The organism is Aurantimonas sp. DM33-3 (assembly GCF_014334315.1).
In the GTDB taxonomy this organism is placed as follows: Bacteria; Pseudomonadota; Alphaproteobacteria; order Rhizobiales; family Rhizobiaceae; genus Aurantimonas; species Aurantimonas coralicida.
Genome location: NZ_JACSGS010000005.1, coordinates 172,950 through 186,715, shown reverse-complemented (window position 1 = coordinate 186,715; position 13,766 = coordinate 172,950). Strand labels below are relative to the sequence as shown.

Annotated in this window: 16 protein-coding genes; 6 read left to right on the top strand and 10 right to left on the bottom strand. The window is 68.2% G+C overall.

Annotated features, from left to right (window positions below; translation table 11 throughout):
• Positions 1–9: 9 nt before the first annotated feature.
• The 5 genes from H9Q09_RS09345 to H9Q09_RS09325 form a co-directional block, all read right to left on the bottom strand.
• Positions 10–1,065, bottom strand: coding sequence for an L-idonate 5-dehydrogenase (locus tag H9Q09_RS09345; protein ID WP_187390808.1), 1,056 nt, complete (start codon positions 1,063–1,065; stop codon positions 10–12).
• Positions 1,066–1,087: 22 nt separating this feature from the next.
• Positions 1,088–1,858 (bottom strand): SDR family oxidoreductase, encoded by a 771-nt coding sequence (locus H9Q09_RS09340; RefSeq protein WP_024350260.1) that lies wholly within the window; start codon positions 1,856–1,858, stop codon positions 1,088–1,090.
• A 13-nt stretch (positions 1,859–1,871) separates the two neighbouring features.
• Positions 1,872–3,071 (bottom strand): mandelate racemase/muconate lactonizing enzyme family protein, encoded by a 1,200-nt coding sequence (locus tag H9Q09_RS09335; RefSeq protein ID WP_187390807.1) that lies wholly within the window; start codon positions 3,069–3,071, stop codon positions 1,872–1,874.
• Positions 3,072–3,171: 100 nt separating this feature from the next.
• Entirely contained in the window at positions 3,172–3,594 is a 423-nt protein-coding gene (locus H9Q09_RS09330; protein WP_187390806.1) for a DUF126 domain-containing protein, read from the bottom strand.
• Complete coding sequence (locus tag H9Q09_RS09325; protein ID WP_187390805.1) at positions 3,591–4,847, bottom strand: aconitase X; 1,257 nt, start codon at positions 4,845–4,847, stop codon at positions 3,591–3,593. Before H9Q09_RS09325 ends, H9Q09_RS09330 begins: the two co-directional genes overlap by 4 nt.
• Positions 4,848–5,021: 174 nt before the next feature.
• Here H9Q09_RS09325 and H9Q09_RS09320 point away from each other — a divergent pair, with 174 nt between their 5' ends.
• Positions 5,022–5,285 (top strand): DUF2312 domain-containing protein, encoded by a 264-nt coding sequence (locus H9Q09_RS09320; protein WP_024350256.1) that lies wholly within the window; start codon positions 5,022–5,024, stop codon positions 5,283–5,285.
• Positions 5,286–5,372: 87 nt separating this feature from the next.
• Here the strand turns inward: H9Q09_RS09320 and H9Q09_RS09315 are convergent, their stop codons facing one another.
• On the bottom strand, positions 5,373–5,771 hold the full coding sequence (locus tag H9Q09_RS09315; protein ID WP_187390804.1) for a cupin domain-containing protein: 399 nt from the start codon (positions 5,769–5,771) through the stop codon (positions 5,373–5,375).
• A gap of 257 nt (positions 5,772–6,028) precedes the next feature.
• Here H9Q09_RS09315 and H9Q09_RS09310 point away from each other — a divergent pair, with 257 nt between their 5' ends.
• Entirely contained in the window at positions 6,029–7,870 is a 1,842-nt protein-coding gene (locus tag H9Q09_RS09310) for a VWA domain-containing protein (RefSeq protein ID WP_024350254.1), read from the top strand.
• A gap of 151 nt (positions 7,871–8,021) precedes the next feature.
• The gene (locus tag H9Q09_RS09305; protein ID WP_024350253.1) at positions 8,022–8,579 is read left to right on the top strand and encodes a hypothetical protein; all 558 of its coding nucleotides are present in this window, start codon (positions 8,022–8,024) and stop codon (positions 8,577–8,579) included.
• An 18-nt stretch (positions 8,580–8,597) separates the two neighbouring features.
• Here H9Q09_RS09305 and mobB read toward each other — a convergent pair whose 3' ends face one another.
• Positions 8,598–9,146, bottom strand: a complete 549-nt coding sequence (gene mobB, locus H9Q09_RS09300; RefSeq protein WP_029702986.1) for a molybdopterin-guanine dinucleotide biosynthesis protein B — start codon at positions 9,144–9,146, stop codon at positions 8,598–8,600.
• 140 nt (positions 9,147–9,286) lie between these two features.
• On the opposite strand from mobB, the gene H9Q09_RS09295 reads away from it, so the two are divergent.
• Positions 9,287–10,177: a helix-turn-helix transcriptional regulator gene (locus H9Q09_RS09295; RefSeq protein ID WP_187390803.1), complete on the top strand. Its 891-nt coding sequence runs from the start codon at positions 9,287–9,289 to the stop codon at positions 10,175–10,177.
• A 26-nt stretch (positions 10,178–10,203) separates the two neighbouring features.
• Here H9Q09_RS09295 and H9Q09_RS09290 read toward each other — a convergent pair whose 3' ends face one another.
• The 3 genes from H9Q09_RS09290 to H9Q09_RS09280 are packed head-to-tail and all read right to left on the bottom strand — an operon-like array spanning position 10,204 to position 12,572.
• Complete coding sequence (locus H9Q09_RS09290) at positions 10,204–11,046, bottom strand: substrate-binding domain-containing protein (RefSeq protein ID WP_024350250.1); 843 nt, start codon at positions 11,044–11,046, stop codon at positions 10,204–10,206.
• Positions 11,047–11,074: 28 nt separating this feature from the next.
• Positions 11,075–11,872: an ATP-binding cassette domain-containing protein gene (locus tag H9Q09_RS09285; RefSeq protein WP_210315285.1), complete on the bottom strand. Its 798-nt coding sequence runs from the start codon at positions 11,870–11,872 to the stop codon at positions 11,075–11,077.
• On the bottom strand, positions 11,865–12,572 hold the full coding sequence (locus tag H9Q09_RS09280; RefSeq protein WP_187390802.1) for an ABC transporter permease: 708 nt from the start codon (positions 12,570–12,572) through the stop codon (positions 11,865–11,867). Before H9Q09_RS09280 ends, H9Q09_RS09285 begins: the two co-directional genes overlap by 8 nt.
• Positions 12,573–12,841: 269 nt before the next feature.
• Here H9Q09_RS09280 and H9Q09_RS09275 point away from each other — a divergent pair, with 269 nt between their 5' ends.
• Both H9Q09_RS09275 and H9Q09_RS09270 read left to right on the top strand, forming a co-directional pair.
• Entirely contained in the window at positions 12,842–13,447 is a 606-nt protein-coding gene (locus H9Q09_RS09275) for a molecular chaperone TorD family protein (protein ID WP_029702982.1), read from the top strand.
• Positions 13,448–13,526: 79 nt separating this feature from the next.
• Positions 13,527–13,736, top strand: a complete 210-nt coding sequence (locus tag H9Q09_RS09270) for a twin-arginine translocation signal domain-containing protein (protein ID WP_024350246.1) — start codon at positions 13,527–13,529, stop codon at positions 13,734–13,736.
• Positions 13,737–13,766: the final 30 nt, after the last annotated feature.

Below are 13,766 nucleotides of genomic sequence, written 5' to 3'. Positions count from 1 at the left end.
TGTCGACGCTCAGGTCGCGGCGGTCCAGTCCGTCAGGTCGAGCTGCACCTTCATCGCCCGGCTGCGGTCGCTGGCCAGATCGAAGGCTTCCACCGCCCGGCCCGCCGGCATCCGGTGGGTGATCAGCGGCGCCAGATCGACGAGCTGGCGCGAGACGAGATCTGCGGCCAGCGCGAATTCCGTGTCGAAGCGGAAGGAGCCGACCATCTCGATCTCCTTGGCGACCAGCGAGGCGAGCGGGAACTCGACCGGGCCGCCATTGCCGACGGCGACCAGCCGGCCGCGCGGCCGGACGCATTCGACGGCGGTGGTGACGGCCGCCGGGTTGCCCGAACATTCGAAGACCACGTCGATGCGGCCCTTGTCCGCCTTCAGCGCGTCGAGCCCGCTGCGGTCGCTGCCGAGATCGATCACCGTGTCGGCACCGAGCTTGCGGGCGGTCTCCAGCGGTTCGCCGACGACGTCGCATGCGGTGATGTGCGCCGCCCCGGCGCGGCGGGCCGCGGCCACCGCAAGGCAGCCGATCGGCCCGCAGCCGGAGACAAGCACGCCGGCGCCGAGCAGCGGACCGGCCTGACGCGCGGCGTGCAGGCAGACGGCGAAGGGCTCGGCCAGGGCGGCCAGGCCCGTATCGGTCGCCGCGCCCACCGGCACGGCCTGCGCCGCCGGCACCACCAGCACTTCGCGGAACATGCCCTCGACATGCGGGAAGCGCATGGCGCTGCCGCTGAACACCATGTCGAGACAGTGATTGCGCATGTCCCGGCGGCAGTATTCGCAGTTCTCGCAGGGCCGCGACGGATTGATCGCGATCCGGTCGCCGATGGCGAGGCCGGAGACGCCGGCGCCCAGTTCCTCGACGATGCCCGAGGCCTCGTGCCCGAGGATCATCGGCTCCTTGATGCGGATCGTGCCGAAGCCGCCATGGTGGTAGTAATGCAGGTCGGAACCGCAGATGCCGCCCGACTGGACGCGCAGCCGCACCTCGCCCGCCCCCGGCGCGCCCGGATCGGGGCGCTCCTCGATGCGGAGGTCGTGGGGGCCGTGTGCAACGATCGCTTTCATGGTGTCTCCAGCTTTCGCGGTCTTAGAGGACCGACAGCATGCCGCCGTCGACATAGATGATCTGGCCGTTGACGTAGTCGGAGGCCGAAGACGCCAGGAAGATCGCCGTTCCGACGAGTTCCTCAGGCTGGCCCCAGCGCCCGGCCGGCGTGCGGCTCTTCACCCAGTTGTCGAAATCCTTGTTGGCGACCAGCGCCTCGTTCATGTCGGTCAGCATGTAGCCGGGTCCGATGGCATTGGCCTGGATGCCGGACGCGGCCCATTCGGCGGCCATTCCCTGGGTCAGGAGCTTGATGCCGCCCTTGGCGACCGTATACGGGATCACCGTCGCACGGGCGAGCGCGCTGGTCAGCGAACCGATATTGATGATCTTGCCGCGGCCGCGCGGGACCATGCGGCGGGCGGCCTCGCGGCCGATCAGGAAGGCGCTGGTGAGATTGGTGTCGATCACCCGCTGCCAGTCGGCCAGGGCCAGTTCGAGCATCGGCTGGCGATGCTGGATGCCGGCATTGTTGATGACGATGTCGATCTCCAGGCCCTCGGCGTCGAACTTCTCGAAGGCGGCGACCACGGCGGCTTCGCCAGTGACGTCGAAGATCGCTTCATGGACGGTGTGGCCGGCGTCGCGCAGTTCCTTGGCGGCGGCAGCGACCGTCTCCGCGTTGCGCCCGTTCAGGATCACGACCGCGCCGGCCTCGGCCAGTCCCTGCGCCATCGCCTTGCCGAGGCCCCGCGAGGAGCCGGTGATCAGCGCCGTGCGGCCTGTCAGGTCGAAGGATGCGGTTTCGGTCATGGTGTCTTCCCCTCTAGATTTCACTGATGCGGCGCAGGAGATCGGTGCGCTCGAACACGTCGGATTTCAGCTCGACGCCGAGGCCCGGCCCCTCCATTGGGTAGACGTAGCCACCCTCGATTCTCGGCACCGCGGTCACGAGTTGCGTATACCAGCCGCGATAGAACGCCCTAACGGATTCCTGGATCAGCGTGTTGGGCTGGCTGAATGACATGTGGACGGCGGCGGCGAAGCCGACCGGGCCGATGCAGTCATGCGGCGCGAAAGGCCGGTGCCAGGTTTCGGCGAGCGCCGCGATCTTGCGGCCCTCGGTGAGGCCGCCGGACCAGCACAGATCGACCATTGCCACCGACAGCGCATCGCGGTCGAGCATGTCCTTGTAGGGCCAGCGCGAGCCGAGGGTCTCGGAGGCGCAGACCCAGACGTCGGTCGAGCGGGCATATTCGGCGAGCGCCTGCGGCGAGTTCATGCGGATCGGATCCTCGAACCACATCGGCTTGTAGGGCTCGAGTTCCCTCGCGATCATCTTGGCGGCCGGCAGGTTCCACAGCGAGTGGAACTCCACCATGATGTCGATCCTGTCGCCGACGGCCTTGCGGATCTTCTCGAAGGGTTCGAGCCCGCGCCGCATCTGCTCGGCGGTCAAATAGAGGCCGCCGGTCTCGTTGGCGATCGGGTCGAAGGGCCAGATCTTCATGGCGTCGATGCCGTTGTCGAGGAGGTCCTCGGCCAGCGCCCCGGCATCGGTCATGAAGGCGTCGAGGTCCTCGTAGGGACCGGACGTCTCGCCGAGATTCCAGTTCGAGACGGGTCGGATGTTGCTCGAGCTGACATAGCGGGTGCCGGCGCAGGTGTTGTAGATGCGCAGACGTTCGCGGCACAGGCCGCCCAGCATCTGGTGCACCGGCTGGTCGCAGAGCTTGCCGAAGATGTCCCACAGCGCGATGTCGATCGCCGAGGCGGCGCGATACTCGACGCCGGTCGAGGATTGCGCCATCGGCAGATTGACCATCTCCTTCGACAGCGCCTCGATATGCAGCGGATTGCGGCCGATCAGGCGCCCGGCCAGCGTGTCGTGGATGTGGGCCGCGACGGCGCCGGCGCCGTAGAAGGTCTCGCCGAGCCCGATGATCCCCGCATCGGTGTGGACGCGCACCCAGAGGACATTGGCGAATTCCTCGGTCCGCAGCGTCTCGATGGCGGTGATCTTCATGCCGGCAGGTTCCCCCTTTGCGAATCCCCTCGCAAATCCCCGGCTCTTCTTCGGCGGGATGGACGGCCGCGGTCAAGGCATGCGCCTGTTGCGAAGCGTGTCACGCCGGGCGGATCGCGACGGTGCCATCACCGGCATCGGCGCTGGCGTCGATCGCCACGCCAGCACCGTCAGCGATGCAGGCGATGTCGCAGACGACGATGGGGCAGTCCCGCCCGTAAAGGGAGGCGGCGACCATCGCGCCGACGGTGAGGATCGGATCGGCGCGCGCCAGAAGCACGCCAAGCGGCCCGGTGCCACGCCGGATGGATTCGGCGAAGACGGAGGCGGAGGACGATGAGCCGCGACCGCTGGGCATGACCAGGATGCGCCCGGTGACGCTGGCACCGAGCGAGGGATGCGAATGATCGATGATGGCGCCAGTCTCCACGTCGATCCCGCCCCAGAAGCTGAGCGGTTCGGCAAGAACCAGTGCCGTCCCTTCCGCGCGGCCCGCGACGACGATCGCTCCCGTGCGCGTCATGTCCGCGTCCTCACGACCCTGCCGCTGGCGGCGGAGAGGATGCAGTCCTCCAGCGAGCCGAAGCCCACCGAGACGCCGATATTGCCGGGTGCGTAATGCGCCCATTTGCCGGAATTGGTCATCACCGCCCCGTCCATGTCGCGCAGGATCGCGGTGACATAGGTGCAGGTGTCGACGACCGGAACGAGGCCGGTGCCCTCCAGTCCCGCCAGCGCCGCGTCGCGGCGCAGCCCGTCCAGGGTCGCGCGGCTGGTGTTGACGTAGATCGGCAGGCCGCGGTCCGGCCGGATTCCGCGCAAGAGCGGCAGCAGCCGGTCCCATTCGCCGCGCGAGAAATGCGGCGTGCCGAGGCAGATCGCGTCGATCGGCGCGCCTTCCGGCACGGTGGACAGGCGGGCGAGAACGGCATCGACGGAGGCTGGGGTGATCGCAACGATGCGGTCCGGCTCGTGGCCACCGAAGGCGTCCGCCAGCGTCGGGGCTTCCGGCGTGATGGCGACCGCGTGGAACATGCCGACCGCACCGGCGGAGGCGGCGGCGGCGCCGAGCGCCTTCAGCTGGTCCTCGTCGCGCGGCGGCGGCAGGCCCTCGATCACCGGCACAAGCTCGCCGGAGGCCGCACCGATGATCAGCCCGACCGCAACATAGAGGGCATCGTCGGGCACCTGCGACGGAGCGAACCCCTTGAGGCGAAACAGCACCCGTCCGCGGCGTTGCTCTTCCAGATGCAGGCCATAGGCCGGGGCCCGGCCAGTGATCGCGCAGCACAAATCGATGAAGTCGCCATAGCGGTTGGTGCGCGCGCCGATCACCGAATTGGCGAAGACGATGGCATTGGATTCGCCCCAGGCCACCTGCTCGCCGAAGCGCGGCCGGAACAGGGTCTGATAGGGCGCGCAGGTGAAGGAGGCCTGGCAGCCCAGCGCCTCATGGGCCTGCATGAGCCGGCGCCGGGGCTGCCGCTCGCCGGCATCGAGGCGCACGAGCTCGGGATGGATGAGATCGAGCGAGCCGACATTGAGGGTGGTCGGCACTCTCACGCGGCCGCCCCCGGCCAGCAGCCTTTCGACGAAATCGAGGCTGACGGCGCCGTGATAAAGGCAGCCATCGACATGGGCGCCGGCAATGTCGAGCAGTGCCTCGGCGCCCACAGACCGGGCGAAGCCGGTGAGGATCTGCATGGCGAAGGCCGCGGCGGCGTCCGCCTCGCCGTTCAGCAGTGCGCGGTCATGGTCGGTGAGGTGCAGGGTCATCGCCCACCGTCTTCAGGAGCGTGGACCGCCGTGGCGGCGCGGCCGACCCGCCGGCGGTCGCGGACATATCCCTTCGCCCGTCGTCCACAGGTCAGTTGCGCCGGAGCGCCAGAGTTAAGGATCCGGTTACCGACCCCGTCGATATTGCGGCTCCGGATTCGCGAAGGAGAAACCATGAGTGACACGGCCATGATTGCGGGCGGACAGATCCGTTCGTTCGTCGAGCGCATCGAGCAGATCGAGAGCGAGATCCAGGACCTCAACGACGGCAAGAAGGAAGTCTTCGCCGAGGCCAAGGGCGAGGGTTTCGACGTCAAGGTGATCCGCGAGATCATCAAGCTGCGCAAGCAGGACAAGGACGAGCGGGACGAGCACGAGACGCTGCTCGACCTCTACATGCGGGCGATGGAAGAAGCCCCGTCCGCCGTCGCCGCCTGAGGCGACAAGATCCGATCATCGCAGACGGCGCCGCATCTGGGGCGCCGTCTTGCGTTTCAGGACCGGCGCGTGGCACCGGCGCCGCCCTCACGCCGCGGCATAATCCAGGTCGCTGACATGCTCGAGCCAGTCGATGGCGACGCCGTCGAGCGCCTCCTGGATCGACACATGGGTCATCATCGTGTCGGGACCGGCGCCGTGCCAGTGCTTTTCGCCCGGCGGGATCCAGACAACGTCGCCGGCGCGGATCGTCTCGATCGGCCCGCCCTCGGTCTGGAACCGCCCGGCCCCCGCCGTCACATAGAGGGTCTGGCCGAGCGGATGGGTGTGCCAGGCGGTGCGGGCACCCGGCTCGAAGGTCACCAGGTTGGAGCGCACGCGTGCCGGCTCCGGCGCCTCGATGATGGGGTCCTGCCAGACCGTACCGGTGAAATAGCTGGCCGGCCCGCGCCGTGTCGGGATCGATCCCCCGCGCTTGATGTCCATGGTCGTCTCCTCCTCGCAGGATCGTCCGGTGCCCCGCGCCGAACGCACCATGGCATCGCCCGCGGCCCGATGCCAGCCACCCGGCGCACCGCGAAGGCCGGGCGCCGGCACGCGGCGAAACCCCATCGCAGCACGGCAATCCCGGACGCTGCATATGCGAACGATACCGGCAACCTTATCGCAACTGTATGTCCCTATGCTGGGTGTTTTCGTCGTGGCGACACATGGGAGACCCGGTGCAGATATTTACGAGGATCATGCGGTTTCGTCGCGAGGAGACCGGCAATGTCGCCGTGGTCTTCGGACTGACGCTGCCGGTCCTCGCGCTCTGCTTTGCGACCGCGGTGGACCTGTCGGGCATCTACGGCGCCAATCGCAGCCTGCAGCAGGCGGCCGACGTCGCCGCCCTCGCCGCCGGCCGGGAGTACGGCCGAACCCAGGACGCGGATTATCTCAAGAGCGTCTCGGAAGCCTTCTTCTTCCACAATGCCGGCGAGGAGACGCGCGGCACCACCCAGTTCAGCTATGACGGCGTGTTTCGCGAGGACGGCCTGACGATCCTCAAGGTCACCGCCCGGCGGCAATTGCCGACCTTCTTCGGCGATGCGCTGATGTGGGTCACCGGCGGCACGCTCGACTGGCGGCAGTTCCCGCTCTACGCCAAGAGCGAGATCGTCGTGCAGAACCGCTCGATCGAGCTGGCGCTGGTGCTCGACAATTCCGGCTCGATGCAGGACCGGCCACGCTCGGGCGGCACCAAGAGCAAGATCGACATCATCAAGGACGCCGCCGAGGACCTCGCCGAGCAGTTCCTGTCGGCCGACAAGGGCTCGACCGAAGAGTTTCCCGTCCAGTTCGCGGTCGTCCCGTTCTCCAGTTCGGTGAATGTCGGCCCGCAATACAAGAATGCCGACTGGATGGACACGCAGGGCCGCTCGCCGATCCATCACGAGAATCTCGACTGGGGCGGCTGGCTGTCCGGCGCGACCAGCGGCGGCTGGGAGTGGATACGGGACAGGGGCTGGGTCTACACCTCGCCCTCCAGTGGCACGCCCCTGGCGCGGTACAACGGGTCCTACTGGACGCGGATCACCACCGGCGAGCCGCTGACCCGGTTCTATGTCTACGACAATGCGCGCTACAAGAGCCAGTTCGGCACATGGCGGGGCTGCGTCGAGGCGCGGCCGAACGGGCTCGCCGCCACCGACACCGAGCCGGTCAGTTCCAAGCCGGAGACGCTGTTCGTGCCGACCTTCGCGCCGGACGAATACGACGATTCCGCCTATGGCTGGAACGACTATCTCGACAGCGGCAGCGGATCGCCCGACTCGGCCAAGGAGGCGATGGCCGAGCAGGCCAAGGTCGCCAAGTATTTCGACAGCGGCTACTCGATCACGACGCCGAGCAGCAATCGCAGCGACTGGGGCCCGAACTCCACCTGCGCGACGACGCCGATCACGCCGCTGACCAAGACGCTCAAGACAGTGACCGACGCCATCGACGTGATGGACGCCCAGGGCGCCACCAACATTCCGCACGGCCTGGCTTGGGGCTGGCGGCTGCTGACGGCGCGGCCGCCCTTCACCGAGGGCCGCAGCCACGACGAGCCCGACAATCTGAAGGTGCTGGTGCTGATGACCGACGGCAACAACACCTACAATCTGAACTCCGGCGGACGGCCGCTGGAGATCCGCGACTACAACCGCTCCACCTATGGCTCCTACGGCTATGGCGCGGCCTATTCCCATGGCAGCAGCACCCGCAAGCCCGGCCGCATCTACGACGGCACCACCGGCAACGCGAAGGACTACAGCGTCGACAGCTATGTCGCCGCCATGGACCAGAACGTCGCCAAGGTCTGCGAGAACGTGAAGGCCGATGGCCGCAAGCCCGGCGGCACGGACGGCATCCTGATCTTCACCATCGCCTTCGACCTGCGCGACGGCGAACCGGTGAAGAAGCTGATGGAGGACTGCGCCTCGAACGGCCTGATCGATGCCAGCGAGAAGCTCTATTACGACGCCCAGAGCCAGGAAGAGCTGGCCGCCGCCTTCCAGTCGATCACCGAACAGATTTCCAGCCTGCGCATCGCCCGCTGACGCGCGGGCACCACATGGATGCCGTGGCCCGGCCGTCCGGCAGTCGGACGATCCGCGTTCCAGCTGATCCAGCGCCGCGCGGATCGGCACCTCATCCGGCCCGCGCCATGATCGCGGACCTCATCGTTCCTCGCCCCGGAGGCATCGGCACATGCTCGCAACGTCCCTCGTCCTCCTGAGCTTCGGGCTCGCCCAGCCGGTTGTCGCGCCCGGACCGGTTCCGCTCGCGTCCGGCATCGCGACCAGCGTCGCCCCCGCCAGCGCGGCCCCGGCGGGCGAACCGGCCGGAGCATTCCGCCTCGTGCAGCATCGCGGCGACGGGCGTCGTCACCGGCGCGGTGGCGACCGAGGCGGCCGTGACGGGATCGACCGCGGCAGTCTCGACGCCGACCGGTATCTCTACGATTTCCGCGACGCGCCGCGCTGGCGCGCCGAGGAGCGCGCACGCCACGACGGCCGCGGACGCGATGGCCGGCGCGACGACAGGCGCCGGGATGGCGACCGGCATGATCGCGATCATCGCGATCGCGACGACCGGCATCGTGCGGACCATCGCGACCGGGACGAGGATCGGCGGGATTGGGGCTCGGACGGCGACTGGGACTATGGCCGCGGCTTCGACAATGACCGGACCCGCGACGACCAGCGCGGCGACAGCCGCTTTCGCGAACGGCGCGAGCGCTTCGAGGAACGCCGCAAGCGCTGGTAGCCTTTCGCCCGGCCGGCGTCAGTCCGGCCCCGACGCTCCGGCGAGACCGGTCTCGGCCAGGACAAAATCCGCCATGGCCGCGATGTCATCGAGGCCGAAGACCGGCAGCGCGCTGTCGGTCACCGGATGATCGGCGGCGATCGCCGCGATGCCTGGTGCGTGGTCCTGCATCGGCCGGCGATCGCGTGCCTCCTGTCGCCGGCACTCGATCTTGGGGTGCGGCTCGCGCTTGTAGCCCTCCACGAGAACCAGGTCACAGGGCGACAGCCGGGCGACGATGTCGGCAAGGCTCGGCTCTTGCGCGCCGCGCAATTCGTGCATCAGCGCCCAGCGTGTTCCCGAGACGATCGCCACCTCGCCGGCGCCGGCGCTGCGATGGCGGAAGGAATCGGTGCCCTCCCGATCGATCTCGAAGGCATGGTGGGCGTGCTTGACCGTCGCGACCCGGTAGCCGCGGGCGGTGATCTCGGTCACCAGCCGCTCCGTCAGGGTCGTCTTGCCGGAGTTCTTCCAGCCGGTGATGCCGAATATGCGCTGTTCCACCTGGCACCCGTCCCTTCGCTGCATCCTGCCCGCCCGGCGGGGTCCCTGCCCTTCTATGCGAGGAAGGAAAGCCCGGTCGAGATGCCATGCGTCCTGCCGGTTCGCAGCGCGTGCGACGGCGAAGAGACGTTGCCGCCGCTGGACGCTTGGCGATAGATGGAGCGATGTCCGATACCGCGCCCACCTATCTGACCACCCGCGAACTCGCCGATCTCATGCGCATCAAGGAGCGCAAGGTCTACGACCTGGCGGCCAGCGGCGAGGTGCCCTGCATCCGCGTGGTCGGCAAGCTGCTGTTTCCGCGCGAGGAGGTCGCCGCCTGGATGGCCGCCGCGCGCTCCGGGCCGGTGGCGACCGAAACCCGACTGCCGATGATCCTCGCCGGCAGTCACGATCCGCTGCTGGAATGGGCGCTGCGCCAGTCGGGCAGCGGACTGGCCGCCTTCTTCGACGGCAGCTCCGACGGCATCGGCCGGGTCGCGCGGCGCGAGGCGGCGGCCTGTGCCACCCATATTCGCGAAGCCGGTGGCGACTGGAATGTCGCCACGGTGCGCGACATGCTGGGCGACGCCCCGGTGGTGCTGATCGAATTCGCCCGCCGCCAATGCGGCCTGATCGTCGTCCCCGGCAATCCGCATGCGATCGAGGCGGTCACCGATCTGGCGCCGCTGCGCTTTGCGCGGCGGCAGCCCGGCGCCGGCGGCCAGAAGCTATTCGAGGCGCTGGCGATGGAAGCCGGGCTCGACCCGGCGGCGCTCGCCGGCCCGCCGGGCGTCGCCAAGACCGAGGACGACGTCGCCCGGCTGGTGCTGGACGGCAAGGCGGATGCGGGCTTCGGGCTGGCGGCGATGGCGGCCCAGTACCGACTCGGTTTCGTGCCGCTGGCCGAGGACCGCACCGATCTGCTGGTCTGGCGGCAGGCCTTCTTCGAGCCGCCGCTGCAGGCGCTGATGCGGTTCCTGCACACGCCCGAATTCCACGACAGGGCGGCCGAGATGAGCGGCTACGATGTCCGCGCGGCAGGCACGGTACATTACAACGCGCCCGGCCCCTGACCGGCAGCCGTGAAAGCGCGCCGGTGTCAGCTTCGATCGCCGGTCATGTCGGCATTCGGAAAGAACAGCTGCTGGCCATCGACCCTGTAGTTCGCGATGGCCGCCTGCCCCTCGTCTCCGGTCAGCCAGTCGATGAAGGCCTGCCCTGCTTCGGCCTTCACCGCCGGATGCCTGTCCGGGTTCACCAGGATCACGCCATACTGGTTGAACAGTTCCGGGTCGCCCTCGACGACGACCGTGTGATCGCCCTTGTTGCCGAAGGAAATCCAGGTCGCCCGGTCGGTCAGGACGTAGGCGCCCATGCCGATTCCGGTGTTAAGGGTGGCGCCCATGCCCGATCCGGTTTCGCGGTACCAGCTGCCGGAGGCGGCGGCGAGGTCGATCCCGGCGTCCTTCCAGAGGCGCAATTCGGCCTTGTGGGTGCCGCTGTCGTCGCCGCGCGAGGCGAAGGGCGCCTTGGCGGCCGCGATCTTCCCGAGCGCGGCCTCGGCGTCCTTCATGCCCGCGACACCGGCGGGATCGGCGGCGGGGCCGACGACGACGAAATCGTTGTACATGACGTCGAAGCGCTCGACACCGCCGCCGGCCGCGACGAACTTCTCCTCGGCGGGCCTGGCGTGAACGAGCAGCACGTCGCCGTCGCCATTCTCGGCGTTCTTGATCGCCTGGCCGGTGCCTACCGCGACAACGCGAACCTCGATGCCGGATTTTTCGATGAAGGCCGGCAGGATGGCGTCCAGCAGTCCGGAATTCTGGGTGGAGGTCGTCGACTGGACGACGATGAAGTTCTCCTCGGCCGTCGCCGGAGCGACCATGGCGCCCAGCGCCAGCGTGGCGGCGGCGATGGCCCCGATCAGTTGCGTCTTCATGCTTTCCCCTCCTTCGCCGCGAACGGCGTTACAGAACCAGCCCACCGGCGAGAAACTGCCGCGCCGGCTGTGAAACAGGCTCATCGAAAAACCGGTCGACCGGCGTCTGCTCGACGATGCGGCCGCCGTGAACGAACACGATCTCGGCGGCCAGACGCCGCGCCTGGCCGATGTCGTGGGTGACCATGACGATCTTGGTGCCGGCCGCCGCGACGCGGCGCAGCAGGCTCTCGATCGCCTGGGTCGCCCCCGGATCGAGGCTCGATGTCGGCTCGTCCATGAACAGGATGTCGGGCGCGGTCGAGATCGCACGGACCACCGCCAGACGCTGCTGCTCGCCGCCCGAAAGGGTGCGCGCCGGCTGGTTTGCGCGGGCCGCCAGATCGCCCATGGCCAGGAGCGCGGCGACGCGTTCGAGGCGCGCGATGCGTGGCATGCCATGGACCTTCAGCGCGTAGTCGACATTGGCGGCGACGGAGCGGCGCAGCAGCACCGGCCGCTGGAACACCATGGCCTGACGCCGGCGCACGGCCTTGTCGAGACCCTGGCCATTGTAGCGCAACTGCCCGGAGGCCGGCGTGATCAGCCCGTGCAGCAACCGCAGGAGCAGGCTCTTGCCGGCGCCGTTCGGCCCGAGAATCAGGGTCGGACCGCCGGCAGCAATGGTCAGTCCGGCAACGTCCAAGAGTGTCCGCCCGCCGGCCCGGAACACAAGGTTCTCGGCCTGCAGCGGCAGGACCGAGGCCTGGGTCGTGCCGGCGGCCGGGAGCGCTTGGACCGGTGACAGGTCGGCGTCGCTCCGCTCAAGGGCGATATCGTCACGCATGGGCGGCCTGCGGGCGGCCGGCGCCGATGAGCCCGACCGACGCGTTGATGGCGATGGCGATGATCAGCAGGATCGCGCCGAGGGCGAGGGCCAGCGAGAGATTGCCCTTCGAGGTTTCCAGCGCCACCGCCGTCGTCATCACCCGGGTCACGTGGTTGATGTTGCCGCCGACGATGATCACCGCGCCGACTTCCGCGATGGCCCGGCCGAAACCGGCCAGCAGCGCGGTGACGAGGCTGTGCCGCCCGTCCCAGAGCAGCGTCGGCACCGCCGCGAGACGCGAGACGCCGAAGGAGCGGAGCTGCTCGGAATATTCGGCGTCGAGATCCTCGACCACCTGGCGGGTCAAAGCGGCGATGATCGGCACCACCAGGACAACCTGCGCGATGATCATCGCGGTGGGCGTGTAGAGCAGCTGCAGCACGCCCAGCGGTCCGGCATTGGACAGCATCAGATAGACCAGCAGGCCGACCACGACCGGCGGCAGCCCCATCAGGGCGTTCAACAGCACGATGGCGACGCGTCGGAGCGGGAAACGGCCGACGGCGAGGAGCGCACCGAGCGGCATTCCGACCGCCGCGGCGATCAGAACAGCGGTCAGGGACACCCTGAGCGAGAGCAGGACGATGGCCAGCAATTCCGGATCACCGGACAGGATCAGATGACCTGCCAGTGCAAATGGGTACGCGAAATCCTGCATTTTCTCCTGTTTCGTCCGCCTGCTTGCGTCGTCGTGGGAGATTATGCCCGGGAACGCCCTTTTCGTCCAGCTTAAGCAATCGTTACCGCATCTGCGTTGTATTCGAACGCAGTTGCGAGACGTGCCCCGGGAAGTCGTACGCAACGCAGAGTATATAAACATGAGTGAAACAGTCATGTTTAAGCAAGCCGCTCGGCGACATTGCCGCAGGGCCAGAAAACCGTTGTGAATCGGACGATTTGTTGCTCTACTGGAGTGGGAGAACAGCCTTGCAGAACCACAATCTCGCTGTAACGACGGAACCGGCCGAGGCCGAGGCCTTGCGCGCCAACCTCTACAGGTTGCTTGCGCGCCTTCTGGCGCGTCCGGCCGACGAGGCGTTGCTGGCGATGCTGCAGGGCCTGTCCGGCGATGACAGCCCGCTCGGCCGGGGCATCGGCGATCTCGCCGGCGAGGCGCGCGCGATTTCGCTCGCCGCGGCCCGCGAGGAATATCAGGAGCTGTTCATCGGTGTCGGGCGCGGCGAGCTCGTGCCCTACGGCTCCTACTACCTGACCGGATTTCTCAACGAAAAGCCGCTGGCGCGGCTGCGCTCCGACATGGTGCCGCTGGGCATCGCCCGCTCCGAGGACAGCCGCGATCCCGAGGATCACGCCGGCGCGCTGATGGAGATGATGGCCGGGCTGATCGAGGGCAGCTTCGGGCAGATCCAGCCGCTTGCCGTCCAGAAGGATTTCTTCCGCAAGCATGTCGGCTCCTGGGCCGGGCATTTCTTTGCGGATCTGGAGACCAACCGCACGGCGCGGCTCTACCGCCCGGTCGGCACGATCGGCCGGCAGTTCATGGCCATCGAGGAATCGGGCTTCGACATGTAGCCGCCCAACCCGCGGGGACGGCGGCACCCCGCAAAAGGAACGAGACCAGGGCACGGCCCTTCGACCACGGAGAAACGAGATGAGCGACAAGAGCACGGGAACGAAGGGCGGCACCCAGGCCGATCGCCGGGCTTTCCTGAAGTTCGCAGGGCTGGGCGGCGTTGCCGGCGGCGCCGCGCTGGTCACCGGCGCGCCCGCCGAAGCGGCGATCACCGAGGACGACACGACGGGCGCGGGCTACCGCGAAACCGATCATGTCAGGACATTCTACAAGTCGGCACGGTTCTAACCCACCCGCCAGTCAAACGGATCGCGGGCG

Excerpts from the sequence above, each read along its gene's own strand:
- H9Q09_RS09280 (WP_187390802.1), bottom strand. The coding sequence starts at position 12,572 with ATGCAGGATTTCGCGTACCCATTTGCACTGGCAGGTCATCTGATCCTG.
- H9Q09_RS09290 (WP_024350250.1), bottom strand. The coding sequence starts at position 11,046 with ATGAAGACGCAACTGATCGGGGCCATCGCCGCCGCCACGCTGGCGCTG.
- H9Q09_RS09310 (WP_024350254.1), top strand. The coding sequence starts at position 6,029 with ATGCGGTTTCGTCGCGAGGAGACCGGCAATGTCGCCGTGGTCTTCGGA.
- H9Q09_RS09315 (WP_187390804.1), bottom strand. The coding sequence starts at position 5,771 with ATGGACATCAAGCGCGGGGGATCGATCCCGACACGGCGCGGGCCGGCC.
- H9Q09_RS09295 (WP_187390803.1), top strand. The coding sequence starts at position 9,287 with ATGTCCGATACCGCGCCCACCTATCTGACCACCCGCGAACTCGCCGAT.
- H9Q09_RS09320 (WP_024350256.1), top strand. The coding sequence starts at position 5,022 with ATGAGTGACACGGCCATGATTGCGGGCGGACAGATCCGTTCGTTCGTC.
- H9Q09_RS09335 (WP_187390807.1), bottom strand. The coding sequence starts at position 3,071 with ATGAAGATCACCGCCATCGAGACGCTGCGGACCGAGGAATTCGCCAAT.
- mobB (WP_029702986.1), bottom strand. The coding sequence starts at position 9,146 with ATGCAGCGAAGGGACGGGTGCCAGGTGGAACAGCGCATATTCGGCATC.
- H9Q09_RS09325 (WP_187390805.1), bottom strand. The coding sequence starts at position 4,847 with ATGACCCTGCACCTCACCGACCATGACCGCGCACTGCTGAACGGCGAG.
- H9Q09_RS09345 (WP_187390808.1), bottom strand. The coding sequence starts at position 1,065 with ATGAAAGCGATCGTTGCACACGGCCCCCACGACCTCCGCATCGAGGAG.
- H9Q09_RS09330 (WP_187390806.1), bottom strand. The coding sequence starts at position 3,594 with ATGACGCGCACGGGAGCGATCGTCGTCGCGGGCCGCGCGGAAGGGACG.
- H9Q09_RS09285 (WP_210315285.1), bottom strand. The coding sequence starts at position 11,872 with ATGCGTGACGATATCGCCCTTGAGCGGAGCGACGCCGACCTGTCACCG.
- H9Q09_RS09340 (WP_024350260.1), bottom strand. The coding sequence starts at position 1,858 with ATGACCGAAACCGCATCCTTCGACCTGACAGGCCGCACGGCGCTGATC.
- H9Q09_RS09270 (WP_024350246.1), top strand. The coding sequence starts at position 13,527 with ATGAGCGACAAGAGCACGGGAACGAAGGGCGGCACCCAGGCCGATCGC.
- H9Q09_RS09305 (WP_024350253.1), top strand. The coding sequence starts at position 8,022 with ATGCTCGCAACGTCCCTCGTCCTCCTGAGCTTCGGGCTCGCCCAGCCG.